Genomic DNA, 21,392 nt, shown 5'->3' with positions numbered 1-21,392 from the left:
ATGCTTTTAGTTATTAAGCATTTTCCAAAGTTTATCTTTTAAATCTGTCAAACCTTGCTGTGCTACAGACGAAATAAACATATACGGAACACCTTTAAAAGAAACATCTAATTCTGCTTTCAGTTCTGCTTTTAATTCATCATCCAGCATATCGCATTTTGAAATCACTACAAGACGTTCTTTATCTAACATCTCTGGATTATATTTCGTTAATTCATTTACCAAAATATCATATTCGGCTTTAATATCTGCTGTATCAACAGGAATTAAAAACAACAAAGTCGAATTACGTTCAATATGACGCAGGAAATAATGTCCAAGTCCTTTACCTTCGGCAGCTCCTTCAATAATTCCGGGAATATCAGCAATTACAAAAGACTGAAAATCTCTGTACGCTACAATTCCTAAATTTGGTTTTAAAGTCGTAAACGGATAATCAGCAATTTTTGGTTTTGCAGAAGTTAACACAGATAATAAAGTAGATTTTCCTGCATTTGGAAAACCAACTAAACCAACATCTGCCAGAACTTTAAGTTCCAGAATAACATCCATTTCAACTCCAGGTAAACCCGGCTGTGCATAACGAGGCGTTTGGTTTGTCGAACTTCTAAAATGCCAGTTTCCTAAACCTCCTTTTCCTCCTTTTGCCAGAATCTTTTTTTCGCCGTGTTCCGTAACCTCAAAAAGTGTTTCTCCGGTTTCTTTGTCTTTTACAACAGTTCCTAACGGTACTTCAATAAATTTATCCTCACCATCAGCGCCTGTACTTCTGTCAGAACCTCCGTCACCACCATAACCAGCTTTAATGTGACGTGCAAATTTTAAATGAAATAATGTCCAGAGTCCTTTATTTCCCACTAAATACACATGTCCGCCTCGTCCACCGTCTCCACCGTCCGGACCACCTTTTTCAATAAATTTCTCTCTATGTAAATGCGTTGATCCTTTTCCTCCTTTTCCGGAAGAAACATATATCTTAACGTAATCTACAAAATTTCCTTCTGTCATTTTTCTGAATTTCAGATTTTAGATTTTAGATCTTAGATTATTCCAGATTCTATTTCTAAATTCTATATTTATTATTTTTCAGTCTCAGTCTCAGTTTTCAGTACAATTGCAACTGAGGCCGAAAACTATTTATTATTACTCCTTAAGTGCCTTTACAAGAACTTTATCAATCTTAACACCATCCATGTCGACTACTTCCAGAACGAATTTCTGCCAGATTAGTTTTTCACCTTCTTTTGGAATATGTGAAAGCTCTGTCATGATCATACCACTTACAGTGTTTACTTCGTAATCGTTTGTTAATTCGTCTAACTCAAAATATGTTAAGAAATCGTGTAACGAATAATGTCCATCAACCAGCCATGAGCCATCTTCTCTTTCTATAAGCTGAAATTCATCTTTATAGAATTCGGCAGCATCACCCACTAAAGCCTCCAGGATATCATTCAGCGTAATCATTCCCTGAAAAACACCATATTCATCTGAAACTAAAGCGTAATGAACTCCTGTTTTTTTGAAGTTTTCCAAAGCTTTATAAGCTGTTGTCTGTTCCATTAAATACGGAGCTTCAGACATTATCGATGCCAAATCGAAATTATCATTTTCTATATTGGCAAAAATATTTTTTAAGGTTACAACACCGGCAATATCATCATAATTATCATTGTAAACCGGATAAACGCCATGCAGATCCTGAACCACTAATTCTTTAATTTTAGTTTGATCAGCATTGAGTGGCAGCATATCTACAGATTTGCGGTGTGTCATAAGCGAACTTACTTTTCGGTCTCCAATATGAAAAACACGTTCCACAATATCCTGTTCAATTTCCTGAACCTCACCTACTTCTGTTCCTTCTTTAATAATGGCTTTAATTTCTTCTTCTGTAACTTTTCCGTCAGCAGTTGGTTTTATCTGCAGGACATTCAGTAAAAAGTCTGTTGAAGAAGTCAACAGCCAAATAAAAGGTGCTGTAATAATCGAAATTACTTTCATTGGCATTGCAACCATTTTAGCAATCGATTCAGGATAATTTAATCCAATTCGTTTTGGCAGTAATTCTCCTAAAACTAAAGAGAAAAACGTTAAAACAACAACAACAATCCCCACAGCAATTGAATGTGCATAAGGTTTTAAAGCAGCGAAACCGGCAACGAATATTTCAACATCGGCAGTTATTTTATCGCCGGAATAAATACCCGTTAAAATTCCAATTAAGGTTATCCCAATTTGTACCGTTGATAAAAATTTGTTTGGAGAATTAGCCAGATCCAGCGCAGTTTTAGCACTTTTATTTCCTTTTTTTGCTACTGTTTCCAGTCGATTTTTTCTAGCCGAAATAAGGGCAATTTCAGACATAGAAAAAACTCCGTTTAATAGTATTAGAAAAAATATTATTAGTATTTCCAATGTTTAGTAGATTCGTTATTTATTTGGTTTTTCAATTATAAATTGAGATATGAGGATTCTTTAAACGCTTATAAATTATCTATAACTGATGTTAAACGCTCTGTAATTTGATCGATAGTTCCGATACCGTCTACAGCGTAAAATTTATTTTGTTCTTTATAATATCCAATTAATGGAGCTGTTTTTTCGTTGTACTCCTGATATCTTACACGAATTTTATCTTCATCCTGATCATCAGCTCTTCCACTTGTTTTTCCTCTTTCAAGTAAACGCTTAACCAAAATTTCATCATCTGCTTCTAAAGCAATTGTTGCCGTTACGCTTGAACCAATTGTTGGAAGAAATTTATCTAAAGCCTCTGCCTGATTTAAAGTTCTTGGGTAACCGTCGAATAAAAATCCAGCCGTATCAGGATGTTTTTTTACCTCATCAATTAACATTGCAGTTGTTACTTCGCATGGAACCAATTCTCCATTATCCATAAAAACTCTTGCTTTTTTTCCTAGTTCAGTATCATTTTTTAAATTGAAACGAAAAATATCTCCTGTTGAAAGGTGTGTTAAATTGTATTTTTCTTTTAAAAATTCTGCCTGAGTTCCTTTTCCTGCACCAGGCTTTCCAAATAAAACGATGTTAATCATAATGAATGTACGTGTTGTGACCTCTTATTTTTTTTAAGAAGTTTTAAATGAATATATAGTTGTGTTTTGTTTTTTTATTCTGCTAACTTGTAAACTTCGGTTAAATTTCTGCCTAAACCATCGTAGTCTAAACCATAACCAACGATAAATTTATTTGGAATACGAATTCCAACATAATCAATCTTAATATCTTTTTTATAGGCTTCTGGTTTAAAGAATAATGTTGCAATTTTAAAATGCTTTACATTTTGTGCTTTAAACAAATGTTTCAGTTCCTCGATTGTATTTCCGGTATCAATAATATCTTCGATAATAACAACAGTTCTTCCCGAAAGATCCTGATTGATTCCTATTAATTCTTTAACGGAATTAGTACTTTCTGTTCCTTCATACGATGCCATTTTGATAAATGAAACTTCGCACGGTTTTTTGTATTTTTTTAAAAAATCCGACACTACCATAAAAGCTCCATTCAAGACTCCAATAAAAATTGGCGTATCATCTCCAAAATCGTCTTCTACCTGAGCTGCGATTTTAGTTAAAGCGAAATCAATTTCTTTAGCCGAAATAAACGGAACAAATTGTTTATCGTGAAGTTGTATCATTATTTTTCTTTTTAAAATAATGGACAAAGATACAGAATTAGAACTTAACAGTTTATATCAAAATAAGCTCCTGCGGCATATTTTTTAAGAATGTTAAATATCAGTTAATGTTTACAAATATTTTCTTATCAGTAATCATTTTTTAAGTAAATTGTTGTTATATAATTATTTAACTCCAAAAAACCAATGAAAAAATCCTTAGTCCTGTTTTCAATACCCTTATTTGCATTAATGACTGCTTGTAATGGACAAGTAAAAAAAGAAGAAAAAGAAGCCCTTGCTAAACAGCCGGGCAATGTTGTAAAAACTGCTATTGGAGATATTACACTTCCTGCACCCTATGCAACTGAATCGAAAACAAACAATAGTAAAGTTATTGGCTGGCCAAAAGACAAAACACCCAAAGCACCCGAAGGTTTTACCGTAACTAAATTTGCTGACGGATTTGAAAATCCGCGTTGGACTTATATTGCGCCAAATCAGGATATTTTTGTTGTTGAAAGCGGCACCAGAAATAGTAAAAATCAAATTACAGTTTTAAGAGATAAAGACAAAGACGGAAAATTTGAAACCCGCGAAGTTTTTATTTCGGGTCTAAATAAACCTTTTGGAATGCTGGTTTTAAAAGACTTTTTCTACATTGCCAATACCGATGGATTATACCGTTATCCGTATAAAAACAATCCGTTGAAACTGGAAACAAAAGGCGAAAAAATTCTTGAACTTCCTGCCGGAGGTTACAACAATCACTGGACAAGAAATTTATTGCCTAGTGCCGACGGAAGCAAAATTTATGTTTCTGTAGGCTCAGGAAGTAACAATGCCGAACATGGTGTTGACAAAGAAATACGCCGTGCCGGAATTCTGGAAATAAATCCTGACGGAACGGGTGAAAAAATTTATGCTTCGGGATTACGAAATCCTGTTGGAATGGACTGGAATCCTATAACAAAAGAACTTTGGACAGCTGTAAACGAACGCGACGAACTGGGCGACGACTTAGTTCCAGATTATATTACAAGTGTAAAAAAAGATGGTTTTTACGGATGGCCGTATTCTTATTTTGGAAGTATTCCTGATCCAAGAATGAAAGGCGAAAGAAAAGATTTAGTTGAAAAAGCCATTGTTCCGGATGTTCCGGTTGGCTCACATACTGCATCTTTAGGATTGGCTTTTTACACAAAAGATGCTTTCCCTGCAAAATATAAAAACGGAGCTTTTGTTGGTCAGCATGGATCTTGGAACCGCTCTAAAATTTCGGGCTATAAAGTCCTTTTTGTTCCGTTTAAAGATGGAAAACCTTCAGGTAAACCAGAAGATTTTTTAACGGGTTTTATTTCTGATCAAAATAAGGCTGAAGTTTACGGACGTCCGGTTGCCGTAACAGTTATGAATGACGGATCTCTTTTAGTAAACGATGACAGCAGTAATACTATTTGGAAAGTAACAGCCAATAAATAAACGCCAACTTTTCAAATCCAAGCTAAAAAGAAATTTAAACACATAGAAATATAGATTTTTGCTTAAAAAGAAGTTTGATAATAGAAAACTCGTTTTTCACACACTGGTTTTTCCGGTGTGGCTTTTATAATTGAAACGCCTTTTTTGCCTCAATCAATACTATATTTCTATGTGTTAAAATTATGACGCCTTAATCGCATTTTATGATCTTAAGAAAATATTGTTTTTCGTTTTTTCTCTATTTAATTTTCCAAACTATATCGGCACAAAAAAAAGAAGGCAAAACCATTGATTCCCTTAAAACAGAAAAACTAAAAGAAGTTGTTATAAGTCCGCTTCATATTGATACTAATTTATTAAACACGCCAGCCTCAATAGGAATTCTTTCAAAAAAAGATTTACTCCAAAACAGTACAACCGATATTACAACAGTCATAAATACTATTACGGGTGTATTTATGCAGTCTTCAAACTTTACCACAACCCGAATTTCAATTCGCGGTATTGGTGCCAGAACGCCTTACGGAACCAATAAAATCAGGGCATTTTACGGCAGTATCCCGCTCACTTCCGGAAACAGCGAAACTGTAATTGATGATATCGATCTTGAAAACCTCAACCAGATTGAAATTATTAAAGGTCCGCTTTCAAGCATTTATGGAGCAGGTCTGGGCGGTGCTATTTTAATTTCACCACAGCTTTCTAAAAATGGAAATCAAAGTGCTGGTATAAGTTCTGTGTTTGGTTCATATGGTTTATTAAAAAACAGCGTTAATTTTAGTTTAGATAAAAAGCAGGGAAGTTTAAATATCAGCTATCACAATTTAAAAGCCGATGGCTGGCGTGAAAACAGTGCTTATAAGCGCGAAGGAATTACGCTTGCAGGAGAATTATCTAGAAAAGAAAACAGCAAACTGACTTATTTTTCAAACTATACGTATTTAAACGCTTTTATTCCGAGTTCTATCAGTAAAGAAGTTTTTAATACAAACCCAAAAGCTGCGGCACCAACATGGGCTGCTTCAAAAGGATATAAAGAATACAAATCAGTTTTGGGCGGATTAGCATATGATTTCAGGATTAATGAAAATCTAAAAAACTCAACTTCAGTTTTTATCAATTACAAAGACAGCAACGAACCGCGCCCGTTTGATATTCTTCGTCAATATACTTTTGCAACAGGTGCCAGAACTCAATTTTTGGGAGATTTTTTAATTGGAAAAATCAAAAATCAGTTTATTGCGGGGGCTGAATATTTTACAGATACTTATAACGGAAATACATTTCAAAACTTGTATCAGCAAAACAATGGTTTGGGAAGTCTGCAGGGAAATCAGCTTACAGAAACTGACCAAAAAAGGCATTTTTACAATATTTTTTCTCAATTGCGAACCTTGCTTTCTGAACACTTTGAAATTCAGGCAGGTTTAAATTATAACAAAACCCAATTCAGCCTTCACAATTACACAGAAAACATCGATGAGAAATATAGTTATGATGGTATTTTTTCGCCTCAAATTTCATTTCTTTACAAACCGGGTTCTTTAAAAACACTTTATTTTTCTGTCAGCCGGGGATTTTCACTTCCGGCTACCGAAGAAACATTAACAAGCCAAGGCACGATTAATCCTGATATAAAACCAGAAAATGGATATAATTTTGAAGCTGGCGGAAAATTCTATTTTTTCAACAAAACACTCTATACCGAGATTTCCTTATACCGAATGGAAATTAAAGATTTACTGGTTGCCAAAAGAGTCGGCGATGATCAATATGTGGGTGTAAACGCCGGAAAAACAATTCACGAAGGAATCGAAATTACTCTAAATCACAATTGGCCCATTAATCGCTTTTTGGCGTTGAACTCTTATTTGGCGGGATCTATAGGAAATTACAAATTCAATGAATTTATTGACAGCGGCAATGATTTCTCAGGAAATAAACTAACAGGAGTTCCTCCGCAGAAAATTAATGCTGGAATAACATTAAACACAGATTTAGGCATTTACCTAAGTGCCGATTATCAATTTACAGGCGAAATTCAAATGAATGATGCCAATACCGCTTATTCAGATGCTTACAATATTATCAATTTAAAAACAGGTTACAAATTTGAGATTCTGCGTGATTTAACCAGCCATTTTTCTTTTGGAGTAAATAATATCACAAACGAAAAATATGCTTCGCTGATTCTGCCAAATGCAGTGCCGGCAGGAAACTCATCGCCAAGATATTATTATCCCGGACTTCCTGTAAATTATTATGGAACTGTTTCATTAAATTATCTATTTTAGATGCTCGAAACCAAATCAAATTCAATGACAACAATTTCTGAACTGCAGGAAAAACTGGATTATGTAAGTGCTTATCGGGAAAACCGTTTAAAGTGTGCTCAGGATGTTCTTGAAAATCCGTATTTATTTGAAGAATTGATTTCAATATGTTTTTCACCAGAAGATAAAAACAATCACAAAGCCTGCTGGATTTTAGAATTTGTATCGTATGAAGAATTACTTTGGCTTCAGCCTCACCTTGATTTTTTCTTTTCAAATCTAAAAGTTTTAAAAGATGAAAGTTCCATTCGGCCCATTGCAAAAGTAGTGCAGCTTTTAGTAAAATCTCATTATAAAAAAGATCAAAACAGCATTTCTCTATCCGAAGAAAACCTGCAGGATTGCATAGAAGCAAGTTTTGACTGGCTGATTAATGATGTAAAAGTGGCTACAAAAGCCTATTCGATACGAACTTTATATGTTTTAGGAAATCACTTTGACTGGATTCATCCGGAACTACAGGTTATTTTAAACAAAGATTACGGAGATCACTCAGCGGCATACAAAGCTGTTGCCCGCGAAGTTTTAAAAAAAATCGAGAAATAATTTTTTTGGTCTGCCACAGATTAAAAGAATTAGAGAGGCAAAAAAGAAAAACATACAATCATTTTGATCCTTTTAATCTGTGGCAAAAAACTAAATTTTGGCTGAAAAAAGATTAAAAAGTATCTTTGCAAAAACACAACGCAAAATGAATTATTTTTCTTCTGATTTTAAATTAGGAATATTAGGCGGCGGACAATTAGGCAAAATGCTTTTGTTTGACACCAGAAAATTTGATATACAAACTTACGTTCTTGATCCAAGTGACGAAGCGCCGAGTAAAATTGCCTGCAACAAGTTTTTCCAAGGCGATTTAATGGATTATGAAACGGTTTACAACTTTGGAAAACAAGTCGATGTTTTGACTTTTGAAATCGAATTGGTAAACCTTGAAGCTTTAACGCAATTAGAAAACGAAGGCGTAAAAGTATATCCGTCTCCAAAAACTTTAAAAGGAATTCAAAATAAAGGAACTCAAAAAGATTTTTATACTCAAAGTAATATTCCAACGGCTTCATATTTAAGATTTGAAAGTCCGGAACATTTGCAAAAATCAGTTGGAAATAACGAAATCACAATTCCGTTTGTGTGGAAATGCACTGAATTTGGTTATGACGGAAACGGAGTAAAAGTAATCCGTCAGATTTCAGATTTAGATAATCTTCCAAATGTAGAATGCATTGCCGAAACTATGGTTCCGTTTAAAAACGAACTTGCGGTAATTGTCTGCAGAAGTCCGTTAGGCGAAATCAAAACCTATCCGGTTGTAGAAATGGAATTTCACCCAGAAGCTAACCAAGTAGAATATGTAATCTGCCCGGCAAGAATCGATGAAAAAGTTGCCGAAAAAGCAAGAGCAATTGCATTGAATGTTTCAGAAAAATTTAATCACGTAGGTCTTTTGGCTGTTGAAATGTTCCAAACTCAGGACGATGAGATTTTGGTAAACGAAGTTGCACCGCGTCCGCACAATTCTGGTCATTATTCTATCGAAGCCAGTTATACTTCACAATTCGAAAATCATTTACGCGCTATTTTAAGTCTTCCGTTAGGAAATACAGATAGTAAAGTTGCCGGAGTTATGGTAAATTTAGTAGGCGCCGAAGGTTATTCAGGAAACGTTGTTTATGAAAACATCGAAACCATTTTAGGATGGAACGGCGTTACACCTCATATTTACGGTAAAAAACAAACGCGTCCTTTTAGAAAAATGGGTCACGTAACTATCGTAAACGAAAATATGGTTGAAGCGAGAAAAATTGCTGAACAGGTTAAAAATACAATTAAAGTCATCAGTCATCAGTAATTTAGTGATCAGTTTTTAGTCACAGTTTACAGTTTCCAAAACTTGAAACTTTAAACATGAAACCAACACAACAAAAATAAAAAAAATGAGCAAAGTAGCTATTATAATGGGAAGCATCTCAGACATGCCAGTTATGCAGGATGCAATCGACATATTAAAACAATTTAATGTTGAAGTTGAAGTAGATATTGTTTCGGCACACAGAACTCCGGAAAAATTATTCGATTTCAGTAAAAATGCACACAATCGCGGAATTTCGGTTATCGTTGCCGGAGCGGGCGGTGCTGCGCATTTACCAGGAATGGTAGCATCTATGTCTCCGCTTCCTGTAATTGGAGTTCCTGTAAAATCAAGCAATTCTATTGATGGCTGGGATTCTGTTTTATCAATTCTTCAAATGCCGGGCGGGGTTCCAGTTGCAACTGTAGCTTTAAACGGAGCAAAAAATGCTGGAATTTTAGCGGCACAAATTATTGGAAGTTCTGATAAAACTGTTTTAGATTCTATAATTGCTTATAAAGAAGAATTGAAAGCTGCGGTTAATAAAGCGGCTGAAGGTCTTAAAAAATAAATTAGTGATCAGTGGTCAGTTTTTTAGTATTTAGTTTTAATTCAGACTGAACACTAAAAAACAACCACTGAATACTTAACTTATCTTTATTATTCTTTTTTGAAAGAAAAACTTAACTTTGAGAAAAAGTAAAAAAATGAATATTCAAACTTCTAAAATAGAATTGGCTAAGATTGTTTTAGACATCGATAATCCTGATCTTATTCAGGAAATAGCCGATTTAATTTCGTCTAAAGAAGGTCTTTCGAAACTTCAAAAACAAAAAATAGACGAAGCCATTTATTCTTTAGATAATAATGAAGGAATCTCTCATGATAAGGTTATGGAAGAAACCAAAAATCGTTATTCAAAATACTTTAAATAGATGAATGTGATCTGGTCTCCACAAGCTAAAAAAGACTTTTGGAACAATATTGATTACCTTGAAGCCGAATGGTCTGAAAAAATTGTTCTAAATTTCATTGAAAAAGTAAATACCACGATCGATTTTTTAAAAAATGACAGCGTACTATTTGTAAAAACAAACTACAAGAATGTCTACAAAGTTGTCATTACTAAACATATTTCACTTTACTACAGAATCGAAAACAATAAATTGAATTACTTCGGTTTTGGAATAATTTTCAGGATTTAGAAAATTTCAAATTATAAAAACAAATAAAATATTGGTCAGTTGTCAGTTTTTAGTGATCAGCCTTGGTCGCAATAAAACTGAATACTAAAAAACTGAACACTGAATACTAAAACATAAATCATGAGCGTATTAACACAATATTTCAACACCAAACATAACACAGCGCCTTTTTCGCAGATCAAAATAGAAGATTACGTTCCGGCTTTTCAGGAAGGAATCAAATTGGCTAAAGCTGAAATTGATGCCATTGTAAATAATCCAGACGCACCGACTTTTGAAAACACCATTGTAGCGGTGGATTTTTCTGGCGATATTTTAGATCGTCTTTCCAGTGTTTTCTTCAATTTAAATTCAGCTGAAACGAATGACGAAATGCAGAAAATTGCGCAGGAAGTTTCGCCTTGGCTTTCAGAATTCGGAAATGATATTCGTTTAAATGCCGATTTATTTGCGCGTGTAAAAGCAGTTTATGACCAAAAAGAAAGTTTGAACCTCAACCCTGAACAAACTACTTTATTAGATAAAAAATACAAAAGTTTCTCTAGAAACGGAGCCAATCTTCCGGAAGACAAAAAAAATCAGTTACGAGAAATTGACAAAGAATTATCAAAACTGAGTTTGCAGTTTGGCGAAAATGTTTTGGCAGAAACCAACAATTTCGAATTGCATTTAACTGACGAAAAAGATCTTTCTGGTTTGCCGGAAGGAACCATCGAAGCAGCAAGATTATTAGCTAAAAATCAGGAAAAAGAAGGCTGGATTTTCACTTTAGATCATCCAAGTTACGTTCCGTTTTTGACGTATGCTGATAATCGCGAACTGCGTAAAAAAATGGCGATTGCTTTTGGTGCAAAAGCTTTTCAAGGAAACGAATTTGACAATCAGGAAAATGTCTTAAAGATTGCAAAACTTCGTCACGAAAGAGCCAATCTTTTAGGTTATAAAACCCACGCACATTTTGTTTTGGAAGAAAGAATGGCCGAAAGTCCGGAGAAAGTTTTTTCTTTTTTGAATGATTTATTAGCAAAAGCAAAACCTGCCGCTCAAAAAGAATTTGCTGAATTAACTGCTTTCGCGAAAGAGCTGGACGGAATCGAACAATTAGAAAAATGGGACGGCGCGTATTATTCTGAAAAATTAAAACAACAGCTTTTTAATTTAGATGACGAAAAACTAAAACCTTATTTTCAATTAGAAAAAGTTTTAGACGGTGCTTTCACAGTTGCTAAAAAACTATACGGTTTAACTTTTACCGAAGTTTTTGATATTGACAAATACCACGAAGAAGTTACAACTTACGAAGTACGCGATGCTGATGATAAATTAGTTTCGATTTTCTACGCAGATTTCTTCCCAAGAAAAGGAAAAAGAAACGGTGCCTGGATGACTTCATTCAAATCACAATATGTAAAAGACGGGATAAACGAAAGACCACATATTTCGAACGTTTGCAACTTTACAAAACCAACGGAAACAAAACCTTCGTTATTAACTTTTAATGAAGTAACGACTTTATTTCACGAGTTTGGACACGGTTTACACGGAATGTTGGCTGACACGGTTTATCCAAGTTTATCCGGAACTTCGGTTTACTGGGATTTTGTAGAATTACCAAGTCAGATTATGGAAAACTGGTGTTACGAGCCAGAAGCTTTGGCTTTGTTTGCAAATCATTATGAAACGGGAGAAATTATTCCGATTGAATATGTGCAAAAAATTAAAGAAAGTGCAAGTTTCCAAGAAGGTTTGGCAACATTGCGACAGTTAAGTTTTGGATTATTAGATATGGCTTGGCACGGACAAGACCCAACAAGCATTACAGATTTAAAAGCTTTTGAAACTGAACAATTCGCGAACACGCAATTGTATCCTGATGTAAAAGAAAATGCGATGAGTACAGCATTCTCTCATATTTTCCAAGGCGGATATTCTTCTGGATATTACAGTTACAAATGGGCAGAAGTTCTTGACGCAGATGCTTTTGAATATTTCCATGAAAACGGAATCTTCAATGCAGAAGTGGCGAAGAAATTTAAAGACAATGTACTTTCTAAAGGAGGAACAGAACATCCAATGACTTTGTACAAACGTTTTAGAGGTCAGGAACCAAAACCGGAAGCTTTATTAAAAAGAGCAGGATTATTATAAAATTGCTAAGACACTAAGCTACTAAGCATCTTAGAGATACCAGAACCGAAGTTTTCCGCTTCGGTTTTTTTATTGTATTTTGTCTAAAAGTAAATTTAATTATCTTCGCATTTTTTAAATCTTAATCTTACAAAAATACGCTGTGAAAAAATATTTTAAAATAGCATTTTATCTTATCATTATTGGATTGATTGCCGTTATTTCGGTGAATTACTACGTAAAATCTTCAACCAAAACCAAGATTTATTATTCGATAAAAAAATTCCCTAAGAATGATGTGGGAATTATTTTTGGTGCCGGAATAAATGGAAACCAGCCAAGTAAATACTTAAAAGACAGATTAGATGCCGGAATCTTATTGTATAAAGCAAAACGTATCAATAAAATTTTACTTTCCGGAGATAACGGCCGTGACGAATATGATGAACTAACCGTTATGAAAAATTACTGCTACAGCCATGGTGTTGATACCACAAAAATTTTTGTTGATTATGCAGGCTTTGATACTTACTCGACAATGTATCGTGCAAAACATATTTTCAAAATTAAAAGAGCTACTTTGATTTCACAGGAATATCATTTGAATCGTGCGATTTATATTGGAAATCAAATGGGAATAAAATCTGCTGGTTATTCTGCTAATCAAGGCGAATATTTGGGTTATAAATATGTATGTTTTAGAGAATATCTTTCGATTTTTAAATCCTTTTTTGATGTTTTAAGAAATCGTGAGCCTAAGTTTTTAGGAACTGAAATTAATATTAATGGCGATTCAAATTATTCGAAAGACGATAAGCGATAAAAATAATCTTTAACTTTTTAGTTTAAAACCTCCTCATGTTTTACAATATAAGATATTGCTTCTTTTACAATTTCATTTAAATTCAATCCTTTTTTAACAGCCAAAAGAGCAATCTTTTGATGTAACTCCTGTGATACTCTCACATTAAAAGATCCTTTATAGATTTTTTCTGGAACTTTATTCAATAATTTACATGTTTCTAAATAGTCCTCAACAGCCTCTTTAAAAGACTCCTCCAATTCGGTAACCGAAGCACCTTCAAAAGTTACTAAATCAGTTATGCCTTGAATTTTTCCAAAGAATATTTTATCATCTGCAGACAATTCTAATGTTCCAATATATCCGTTATATTCTAAATAGTTTTTCATCTTTACTGTTCCAAATGTTCAATAATAATATCAAGCTGATATCCTTTAAAAACTTTTTGAGGATGTGGTTCATGCAGACTTATAATCCGCTTATTCTCATTTACAAATTTCCTTCTTGACCACCTGTTTTCCCTTGTGAGATTTGTTCGTAACCAAATGTTTTAGAACTTTCAGCATTTCATCCCAAGAAAAATCTTTTGGTTTTGATTTTAACCTTTCAATAAGTTTATCAATTTTACTCATACAAATTTATCATTAAACATTTAACTTGCAACTACATCTTAGTTACATACTAAATTACACTTCAAAATTAGGAAAAATCTCTCAAATAATACAAATTTTAAAAGGTGCATGATCACAAACGGATTATAAAAAAGCCTGCAAAACAAATTACAGGCTCTTTATACATAATTAAAAAACAAAAAAGAAATCTTGCTTCTTTGCTATTTCTCTATATTGTCTTACTCTTTTTCTAAAACTCGTTTGGCTAATTTTCCAACGGTTAATCCCTGAATTACGATTGAAAATAAAACAACAATATAGGTTACCTCCAATAATAGATTTTTATATTCTCCTTCTGGCATAGAAAGCACCAGTGCGATCGAAACTCCACCCCGGATTCCTCCCCAAACCAAAACCATTAAAGAACCTTTGTTATAAGCCGATCTGATTCCGAAGAATTTAAAGATATCAAAGAATTTCCAAGGTAAAACGATAGAAGTTAATCTTGAAAACAGTACAATAAAAATGGCTACAAAACCTGTTAATAATTGTTTATTCAAATCTGGAAGCAGTAACAATTCGAAACCGATAAAAAGGAATAAAACGGCATTCAAAATCTCATCAATAAGTTCCCAAAATTTCCCCAAGTAATCTTTAGTAACTTCGCTCATGGCAACTTTTTTACCATAATTTCCAATAATTAATCCGGCAACAACCATTGCCAGCGGACTAGAAACGTGTAAACTTTGTGCAACCAAAAACCCTCCTGTTACTATAGAAAGCGTTATTAGAACCGAAACTTTATAATCGTCGATTTTCTTCATAACTTTTGACGCCGTAAATCCGAAAACAGCCCCTAATAAAAGTCCGCCAATTCCTTCTTTCGCAAAAAGCCAGGCGATAGAACCAAAACTTACATCAAAAGTTGGATCAGTTGCCATTTTCAGGACCACGGCAAACATTACTACCGCTACTCCATCATTAAATAAAGATTCACCAACAATTTTGGTTTCAATTCTTTTAGGCACTTTCGCTTCTTTTAAAACTCCCAAAACTACAATGGGATCTGTTGGAGAAATTAAAGTTCCAAAAACTAAACAAAATACATAAGGGATATGAATTCCTAAAAGTGGCGCAATGTAATACAAAAGCATAGAAATAATCAGTGCTGATAATACTACACTAACTGTAGAATAAATCATAATAGGAACTTTTTGTTCTTTAAGATCTGCCATATTTACGTGCAGTGCACCGGCAAATAAAAGAAAGTTTAGCATTGCTCCCATTAATATTTCATTGAAATCGAATTGTTTTATTAAATCGAAAAAATGCTTGGTAGTTGCCGGAAAATAAGAATCTCCTAAAAGGCGTATTCCTACTGAAACCAGCATGGCAATAATCATGATTCCGATTGTTCCCGGAAGTTTTAAAAATCGTAAATTCAAATAGGCGAAGAAAGAGGCCAGTACAATGAGTACTGAAAAAGTGTAGTATAATTCCATAAAAGTGATTTTTACAAAAATATCTTTCTCATTATTTAATCTAAAATTTTTAGACCTGAATTAACATAACTTTATAATTCTTAGAACAAGATTCGTTAAGTTTCTAACTTTTCTTCAATTTTTAAAAAGAATAAAACGAAAACAAAAAAGCTGAAAGAATCTTCAGCTTTTAATTTCTTTGTGATTTTTTTGTTTTTGGTAAAAAAAAGGCCGTCTACACCAGACGACCCTTTAAATCAAAGCAGTAACCAAATCAGGAGATCTATTAATCCTAATTATATTTTTCTTTGAGTTGTTTAAAATCTGGGGCAAGTTTTTATGCCAACTCTGTTTGTAAATTTTTTGCAGCAGCAACTGGTACATTCTCAACATTATGTTGATAGTATGAAAACCCGCCTACTCCGTTCCAGGCATTATCAATTGCGAAATGAGCATTGAATTCTGCTAAAAAAGAACCAATCGCAGGAGGTGGAACAGAATGTACATACTGTCCTTTTAAGCTTACCAGCTGTGTAAATTTACCTAATCCAGCTGCGTATATTTTACCTGTTACAGGAACCACAATATGACTGTCCGGTCCTTGTACTGCCTGAGTAATTATAACTGTACCAGTAACAGAATGTTGTGATGGTACAACTACTAAACTAAATGTTGCGATTGGAGCACCTGGTGTTCCTACATTTCCGATTGTGCCTTTTGCTAAGTAAGCACCTGCTAATAAATCTGACATAACTTTTCGTTTTTGGTTTCCTACTCGTATGGCTTTTCGGATCCGCCTCGTTTTTTCTAGTGGGTTCTGCTCCACTTATTTGATTTTTTTATTATTTAATTGTTTTTTTAACCAACATTTTAAATAATAATTTCATGGTTTATTTCTATATCAAAACTATAGCAGATAAGCAGGCGTAATTGAAAAAATGATATGAAATGCCAATTTTATGACATGAATCGAACAAAAACTGACATAAGAAAAAAAGGCGGGTAAAAACACCTGGAAAAGATTATGCAAATGGATAAATAATTTCAACTGCTGCTAATTGGCACAAAGAATCTGTAATATCAGCTGTTGGCGGTATATATCCGGGCGGATTAGGTTTTACCACCACTGAAGTAGAATTATTATTAGTGTTTTTATTTACAACCTGACAGGAATATGAAGTTGGTTGAGATGGGTTTCCTATTGAACGTCCTAGAAAATTAAAATTTGAAAATTTATTCTTCTCAAAGTAGTTTTTTACTTTTCCTGTATCACAATTAGTAAAGGTTATATATAATTCAAGAAACTGACTAAAAACAAGAGAGCTTATAAATCCAAAATCTCCGCCTTCGGTAAAATCAAAATTTGGCTTGCTGTTAAAAACATATCCCGTAATATTCGATGGAGGCGGATATCCATTTTTTACCGCATTTTTTACCGGTTCAGAAAGCATCCAGCCCGTATTTGTAATAATATCAAACGGAACTGGATTTACCATTAACTGCGGATTAATAACAGGATTATTAACAATGGCTTCGACTACATAACTGGTTCCAGAAAATGTCTCTTTAAAAACACTATTTATCCTGCCGTCTTCTAAAACATTAGATAATAATTGTAATGGTGAAATCGTAATTTCTTCCGAATCGTAAATTTTTATTTTTAAGACTTCCGAAGATAATTTAAGTACGTTATTATTGTTGCTGTATGAATCTACTGGAACTCTGCTTAATTGATTCAAAACTTCCTCAGGATTAGAAGGATTAAACTGTAATCCGGGAATTAAATTTTCTGATCCGGTTAATGAAAGTCCTTTATTTTGTTCACTAGGATAAAGAAGGTTATAAATTATAATTGCTAAAGTATGAACCGCATAAGCAATTTCTGCCGTGACAGCGCCAGACGCGCCAGATAAACGATAGATATCCTCCATTAATTTCTTCATATCAGGAATAAACTCCTCCTGATTAGGAATCCTGTTGTAAATTTTGGAAAAATCATCAATATGAGTGTACGGATATGAAGGTTCATCTTTTAAAACTAACATATATTCAGGATTAATCCACACGGTATTTAGGGTATCTGTAACCTGAATTAAAGCAATATCGGTATTGGTTTCATGTAACTTATTAATATTTCCCGGAAGATACTTGTCTACATAAGCATTCCATAAAGGAATCAAATCCTTTACTGCAGATGCTGTTTTACTGCTTATTTCTAATTGTTTAGCTTTATCGTCTGGAGATAATTGATATCTTAATTTGAGATAAACACTTAAATAACTATTCACAAAAGAATCTAATGTTAAGCCCACCTGCCTAACTCCATATTGAATTCCTTGTCCCGCTGCTCTTTGGTTTAAAAAATTATTATATAAACTGCCATTAACTTCTCTACTATTATTCATAAAATAAAAAGAAGCCTGACTGCTGGATGTTCCGGTTAGAAACTGCAATTTTTCAGCATTTGGCAACTGTAGAATAATGTTCGACATATATTCGGCATACGTTTGGTTTTCGACAGAATTATCAGTTTCATTTTCAATTAATATTCCATCATCAGCATTCGATATAAGATTTTCCATTATTGCTTATTTAAATTAAGAGTAAAATTGATAATCAATAAAACAAGAGGGTTATTAATCATTATAATTAACAACCCTCTTTTTGTTATTTAATCTAGATGCTTAAGCAAAAGGATATACAACTCCTACAGCAACTAGTTGAGACAATGATTGATTGATACTATCTGTACCAGGAACATAACCAGGCGCTTCTGGTTTTATAGTAACTCTGATTGAAGTCGCGGTTTCATCACTGAAAGAATAGCTGTAGCTTGCTGACTGGCTTGCTCCTCCTAAACGAATGCCTAAGAAATATACCCCCATGTCTGTGTGCTCTTCAAAATACTTTCTAACCTGTTTACTGTCACATTTATCAAAACCAATATTTATTTCAAGAAATTGACTAAAGATTAATGAATTAACATATCCAAAATCGGCTCCTTCTCTAAAATCAAAATTTGGATTGCTGTTAAATACGTAACCTGTAATACCTGTTGGCGCCGGATATCCGTTTTTAATAGCATCTTTTACCGGAGAAGTTGACATCCATCCTTGTCTTGTTGAAATATTATACAGTAATGGACTGCTGCTCATAAGCGGACTAACAGTAGCATTATTAACCACTACATCAACAGTAAAGTTTGAACCAGAATAGTCTCTTTCAAAAATACTCGTTTTAGCACCGCCGTTTACTCCTACTGAAAAGAAAGATAAAATAGGAATAGATATTCCGCCACTTACAGAAGCCTGTACATTTAATGTAGTTTCAGTAGATTTAGTTACTCTTTTTGATACTTTAAAAACTGAAGAAGGCGGATTAGTACTTAACTGTTCTACAATTGCATTTGGTCTGGCTGGCTCAAATACCAATCCCGGAACTGCTTTATCAGATCCTGTAATAGTCATTCCGCCATTACCATCGTCCCCTGTGGTTGGTTTTTGAATATTGTCAATAATACCCGCAAGAGTTTGAGTTGCGTTAGCAATATCTGCAGTAATTGCCCCGGCAGCCCCGGATTTATTAAACACCTCAATCATATAGTCTCTCATTTGTTTAGATACAGATACCGGTATATTACTATAAATGGTATTAAAGTCGTTTAAGTGAGTATAAGGATAAGACGAATCTTTTTGTATAATTTCTTTAAATTTTGGATTAAGCCAAACCGTATTTAAAGTATTAGTCATTTGAATCAAAGCGATGTCTGTATTAGTAGCATTTAACTTTTTAACATCCTTTGGCTCAATTGCTTCATACCATGCATTCCAAACAGGAATAAGTGCTCTTACTGTAGAAGCAACATCAGCATTAACTCTTTGTTGAGTAGCTTTGTCATTTGGAGATAATTGATATCTTAATTTTGTAAAAACACTCAGATAACTGTTAGTAAAAGAATCTTGTGCCAGTCCAACCTGATCGATTCCATTTACAGTACCTTCTCCTTCAATTCTTTGATTCAATACATTATTGTACAAAGTCGAATTAACTGCACTAGTTGCATCATCTAAAAAATAAAATGAAGCTTGTGCGCTCGAAGTATTGGTTAATAATTTCAACTTACCTGGATTTGGAAGCTGCTTAATGATATTTGACATATATTCAGCATAAACTTCATATTCTGCAGGCGTACCAATAGTTTTCAAAGTTGCATTCTCTTTTAGAATTTCTTGTAAAGTTTCCATGATAAATTTGTTTTTGGGTTCTTACTCGTAAGGCTTTTCAGATTCCGCCTCGTTTTTTATAGTGGGTTCTGCTCCACATTAAAATTGAAAATAAACTTTGCTAGCTTTTTAAATTTTCAGCGTCAAATTTACCTTAGAACAATTCCCTTAGCCGAAAAAATGTCACAGAACGCAAAATATTAGTAATGAAACAGTTAAAAGTATATCATAGAAATATTCCTACACACAATTAATTCAAAATAAAAACAAACTTTCAATTATTTTTGAAAGTTTAAAAACTTTTACTTACATTTGAACCATGGAATTCAAAGAAGCAAAAAATAAATTCGTTCAGACTTGGGGAGCTTTAGGTTCTCAATGGGGAATTAATAAAACCATGGCACAGATTCATGCGTTATTAATGGTCTCAAACGAAGCTGTTTCTATGGAAGACATTATGGAAGAATTACAAATTTCCCGCGGTAACGCCAGTATGAATCTTCGTGCTTTAATGGATTGGGGAATTGTTTACAAAGAATTTAAAGCTGGAGAAAGAAAAGAATTCTTTACAGCCGAAAAAGATTTAGATGAATTAGCCGTAAAAATTTCTAGAGAAAGAAGTAAAAGAGAAATCAAACCGGCACTTAAAATTCTAAAAGAAGTTTCGACAATTGAAGCTAAAGATTCTGCTGAAGAAAAACACTTTGTAGATCAAACTTCCAAATTATATGATTTTGTTTTAAAAGCTGATAATGTTTTGGATAAAATGACTGAACTAAATGATAACTGGCTTGGAAAATTGTTTATCAAAATGATGAAGTAAAAAAATTTAATCAATACTTTCAATTTTTTCTGAAAGTTTAAAACTTTAAAAAATAATTGACATGAATTTCTTAAATGCACAATGGAAAAATTTAGCCTTATTTAATTATGAGGTTAATCGTGAAGTTCTGGAAAAATATGTTCCTGCAGGAACCGAAATTGATATCTGGAATGGCAAATGTTACGTGAGTTTAGTTGGATTTCTTTTTAAAGAAACAAAAGTTTTAGGATTGAAAGTGCCGTTTCATGTCGATTTTGAAGAAGTCAATTTGAGATTCTATGTAAAACGTTTTGAAAACGGCGAATGGAAACGAGGCGTGGTTTTCATAAAAGAAATTGTTCCTAAAAAAGCCATCACTTTTATTGCAAATACCTGGTATCAGGAACATTACGAAACACTAAAAATGAAACATGAAATCATTGAAAATAAAAATACAAACACTTTTATGTATCAATGGAAAAATGATAAAAACTGGAATACCATTCAAATAGAAACCAAAAATATTTTAAGTGAGATCGAAGTCAATTCTGAAGCTGAATTTATTACAGAACATTATTTCGGATATACTAAAATTGATGAAGACAGCACTTTTGAATACGAAGTTACACATCCAAGATGGGAACAATTTGAAGTTTTAAATCATCAAATCGATATTGATTTTCAAAACACATACGGAAGCGATTTTGCATTTCTTCAAAACCTAAAACCAACTTCTGTTTTTCTGGCTAAAGGTTCAAAAATTGGAGTCAAGAATAAAAGAAAACTACAAATAACACCCGTTTTAGAAGAAATGTATTAAGCTATTTTTTAATC

20 protein-coding genes are annotated in these 21,392 nt (G+C 33.4%); 11 read left to right on the top strand and 9 right to left on the bottom strand.

Annotated features, from left to right (window positions below; translation table 11 throughout):
* Positions 1-6: 6 nt before the first annotated feature.
* From obgE to hpt, 4 genes are all read right to left on the bottom strand, one after another.
* Positions 7-1,008 carry a GTPase ObgE gene (gene obgE / locus ABD859_RS19555; RefSeq protein WP_345146338.1) on the bottom strand — a complete coding sequence of 334 codons (1,002 nt, stop codon included), beginning with the start codon at positions 1,006-1,008 and terminating at the stop codon, positions 7-9.
* Positions 1,009-1,143: 135 nt separating this feature from the next.
* On the bottom strand, positions 1,144-2,418 hold the full coding sequence (locus ABD859_RS19550) for a hemolysin family protein (RefSeq protein WP_345146337.1): 1,275 nt from the start codon (positions 2,416-2,418) through the stop codon (positions 1,144-1,146).
* A gap of 68 nt (positions 2,419-2,486) precedes the next feature.
* Positions 2,487-3,059: an adenylate kinase gene (locus tag ABD859_RS19545; RefSeq protein WP_345146336.1), complete on the bottom strand. Its 573-nt coding sequence runs from the start codon at positions 3,057-3,059 to the stop codon at positions 2,487-2,489.
* 74 nt (positions 3,060-3,133) lie between these two features.
* Positions 3,134-3,664, bottom strand: coding sequence for a hypoxanthine phosphoribosyltransferase (hpt, locus tag ABD859_RS19540; RefSeq protein ID WP_345146335.1), 531 nt, complete (start codon positions 3,662-3,664; stop codon positions 3,134-3,136).
* A 186-nt stretch (positions 3,665-3,850) separates the two neighbouring features.
* Here hpt and ABD859_RS19535 point away from each other — a divergent pair, with 186 nt between their 5' ends.
* The 9 genes from ABD859_RS19535 to ABD859_RS19495 all read left to right on the top strand — a co-directional run bounded on the left by ABD859_RS19535 (position 3,851) and on the right by ABD859_RS19495 (position 13,462).
* Complete coding sequence (locus ABD859_RS19535) at positions 3,851-5,125, top strand: PQQ-dependent sugar dehydrogenase (RefSeq protein WP_345146334.1); 1,275 nt, start codon at positions 3,851-3,853, stop codon at positions 5,123-5,125.
* A gap of 203 nt (positions 5,126-5,328) precedes the next feature.
* Positions 5,329-7,419, top strand: a complete 2,091-nt coding sequence (locus ABD859_RS19530) for a TonB-dependent receptor (protein ID WP_345146333.1) — start codon at positions 5,329-5,331, stop codon at positions 7,417-7,419.
* A gap of 24 nt (positions 7,420-7,443) precedes the next feature.
* Positions 7,444-8,004, top strand: coding sequence for a hypothetical protein (locus ABD859_RS19525; RefSeq protein ID WP_345146332.1), 561 nt, complete (start codon positions 7,444-7,446; stop codon positions 8,002-8,004).
* A 145-nt stretch (positions 8,005-8,149) separates the two neighbouring features.
* Complete coding sequence (locus tag ABD859_RS19520) at positions 8,150-9,307, top strand: 5-(carboxyamino)imidazole ribonucleotide synthase (protein ID WP_345146330.1); 1,158 nt, start codon at positions 8,150-8,152, stop codon at positions 9,305-9,307.
* An 85-nt stretch (positions 9,308-9,392) separates the two neighbouring features.
* Entirely contained in the window at positions 9,393-9,878 is a 486-nt protein-coding gene (gene purE, locus ABD859_RS19515) for a 5-(carboxyamino)imidazole ribonucleotide mutase (protein WP_345146329.1), read from the top strand.
* A gap of 136 nt (positions 9,879-10,014) precedes the next feature.
* The gene (locus ABD859_RS19510) at positions 10,015-10,242 is read left to right on the top strand and encodes a hypothetical protein (RefSeq protein ID WP_345146328.1); all 228 of its coding nucleotides are present in this window, start codon (positions 10,015-10,017) and stop codon (positions 10,240-10,242) included.
* Entirely contained in the window at positions 10,243-10,512 is a 270-nt protein-coding gene (locus ABD859_RS19505) for a type II toxin-antitoxin system RelE/ParE family toxin (RefSeq protein WP_345146326.1), read from the top strand.
* Positions 10,513-10,632: 120 nt separating this feature from the next.
* A complete protein-coding gene (locus ABD859_RS19500; protein WP_345146324.1) occupies positions 10,633-12,660 on the top strand; it encodes a M3 family metallopeptidase in 2,028 nt (675 codons plus the stop codon).
* 142 nt (positions 12,661-12,802) lie between these two features.
* Complete coding sequence (locus ABD859_RS19495) at positions 12,803-13,462, top strand: SanA/YdcF family protein (RefSeq protein ID WP_345146322.1); 660 nt, start codon at positions 12,803-12,805, stop codon at positions 13,460-13,462.
* A 17-nt stretch (positions 13,463-13,479) separates the two neighbouring features.
* Here the strand turns inward: ABD859_RS19495 and ABD859_RS19490 are convergent, their stop codons facing one another.
* From ABD859_RS19490 to ABD859_RS19470, 5 genes are all read right to left on the bottom strand, one after another.
* On the bottom strand, positions 13,480-13,830 hold the full coding sequence (locus tag ABD859_RS19490; protein ID WP_345146321.1) for a type II toxin-antitoxin system HicB family antitoxin: 351 nt from the start codon (positions 13,828-13,830) through the stop codon (positions 13,480-13,482).
* A 461-nt stretch (positions 13,831-14,291) separates the two neighbouring features.
* Positions 14,292-15,554: a cation:proton antiporter gene (locus ABD859_RS19485; RefSeq protein WP_345146320.1), complete on the bottom strand. Its 1,263-nt coding sequence runs from the start codon at positions 15,552-15,554 to the stop codon at positions 14,292-14,294.
* A gap of 316 nt (positions 15,555-15,870) precedes the next feature.
* Positions 15,871-16,284 carry a DUF1842 domain-containing protein gene (locus ABD859_RS19480; RefSeq protein ID WP_345146319.1) on the bottom strand — a complete coding sequence of 138 codons (414 nt, stop codon included), beginning with the start codon at positions 16,282-16,284 and terminating at the stop codon, positions 15,871-15,873.
* Positions 16,285-16,555: 271 nt separating this feature from the next.
* Entirely contained in the window at positions 16,556-18,115 is a 1,560-nt protein-coding gene (locus ABD859_RS19475) for a hypothetical protein (RefSeq protein ID WP_345146317.1), read from the bottom strand.
* A 102-nt stretch (positions 18,116-18,217) separates the two neighbouring features.
* Positions 18,218-19,777, bottom strand: a complete 1,560-nt coding sequence (locus ABD859_RS19470; protein WP_345146316.1) for a hypothetical protein — start codon at positions 19,775-19,777, stop codon at positions 18,218-18,220.
* Between the two features lie 298 nt (positions 19,778-20,075).
* Here ABD859_RS19470 and ABD859_RS19465 point away from each other — a divergent pair, with 298 nt between their 5' ends.
* Both ABD859_RS19465 and ABD859_RS19460 read left to right on the top strand, forming a co-directional pair.
* Entirely contained in the window at positions 20,076-20,579 is a 504-nt protein-coding gene (locus ABD859_RS19465; RefSeq protein ID WP_345146315.1) for a GbsR/MarR family transcriptional regulator, read from the top strand.
* Between the two features lie 61 nt (positions 20,580-20,640).
* Entirely contained in the window at positions 20,641-21,378 is a 738-nt protein-coding gene (locus ABD859_RS19460; RefSeq protein WP_345146314.1) for a YqjF family protein, read from the top strand.
* The last annotated feature ends 14 nt before the right edge of the window (positions 21,379-21,392 follow it).

Source organism: Flavobacterium ginsengiterrae, assembly GCF_039539785.1.
GTDB classification, from domain to species: domain Bacteria; phylum Bacteroidota; class Bacteroidia; order Flavobacteriales; family Flavobacteriaceae; genus Flavobacterium; species Flavobacterium ginsengiterrae.
The sequence above is the reverse complement of the archived record's forward strand: the minus strand, read 5'-3'. Positions and strand labels throughout refer to the sequence as shown.

Excerpts from the sequence above, each read along its gene's own strand:
- obgE (WP_345146338.1), bottom strand. The coding sequence starts at position 1,008 with ATGACAGAAGGAAATTTTGTAGATTACGTTAAGATATATGTTTCTTCC.
- ABD859_RS19545 (WP_345146336.1), bottom strand. The coding sequence starts at position 3,059 with ATGATTAACATCGTTTTATTTGGAAAGCCTGGTGCAGGAAAAGGAACT.
- hpt (WP_345146335.1), bottom strand. The coding sequence starts at position 3,664 with ATGATACAACTTCACGATAAACAATTTGTTCCGTTTATTTCGGCTAAA.
- ABD859_RS19535 (WP_345146334.1), top strand. The coding sequence starts at position 3,851 with ATGAAAAAATCCTTAGTCCTGTTTTCAATACCCTTATTTGCATTAATG.
- ABD859_RS19530 (WP_345146333.1), top strand. The coding sequence starts at position 5,329 with ATGATCTTAAGAAAATATTGTTTTTCGTTTTTTCTCTATTTAATTTTC.
- ABD859_RS19525 (WP_345146332.1), top strand. The coding sequence starts at position 7,444 with ATGACAACAATTTCTGAACTGCAGGAAAAACTGGATTATGTAAGTGCT.
- ABD859_RS19520 (WP_345146330.1), top strand. The coding sequence starts at position 8,150 with ATGAATTATTTTTCTTCTGATTTTAAATTAGGAATATTAGGCGGCGGA.
- purE (WP_345146329.1), top strand. The coding sequence starts at position 9,393 with ATGAGCAAAGTAGCTATTATAATGGGAAGCATCTCAGACATGCCAGTT.
- ABD859_RS19510 (WP_345146328.1), top strand. The coding sequence starts at position 10,015 with ATGAATATTCAAACTTCTAAAATAGAATTGGCTAAGATTGTTTTAGAC.
- ABD859_RS19505 (WP_345146326.1), top strand. The coding sequence starts at position 10,243 with ATGAATGTGATCTGGTCTCCACAAGCTAAAAAAGACTTTTGGAACAAT.
- ABD859_RS19500 (WP_345146324.1), top strand. The coding sequence starts at position 10,633 with ATGAGCGTATTAACACAATATTTCAACACCAAACATAACACAGCGCCT.
- ABD859_RS19490 (WP_345146321.1), bottom strand. The coding sequence starts at position 13,830 with ATGAAAAACTATTTAGAATATAACGGATATATTGGAACATTAGAATTG.
- ABD859_RS19485 (WP_345146320.1), bottom strand. The coding sequence starts at position 15,554 with ATGGAATTATACTACACTTTTTCAGTACTCATTGTACTGGCCTCTTTC.
- ABD859_RS19480 (WP_345146319.1), bottom strand. The coding sequence starts at position 16,284 with ATGTCAGATTTATTAGCAGGTGCTTACTTAGCAAAAGGCACAATCGGA.
- ABD859_RS19475 (WP_345146317.1), bottom strand. The coding sequence starts at position 18,115 with ATGGAAAATCTTATATCGAATGCTGATGATGGAATATTAATTGAAAAT.
- ABD859_RS19470 (WP_345146316.1), bottom strand. The coding sequence starts at position 19,777 with ATGGAAACTTTACAAGAAATTCTAAAAGAGAATGCAACTTTGAAAACT.
- ABD859_RS19465 (WP_345146315.1), top strand. The coding sequence starts at position 20,076 with ATGGAATTCAAAGAAGCAAAAAATAAATTCGTTCAGACTTGGGGAGCT.
- ABD859_RS19460 (WP_345146314.1), top strand. The coding sequence starts at position 20,641 with ATGAATTTCTTAAATGCACAATGGAAAAATTTAGCCTTATTTAATTAT.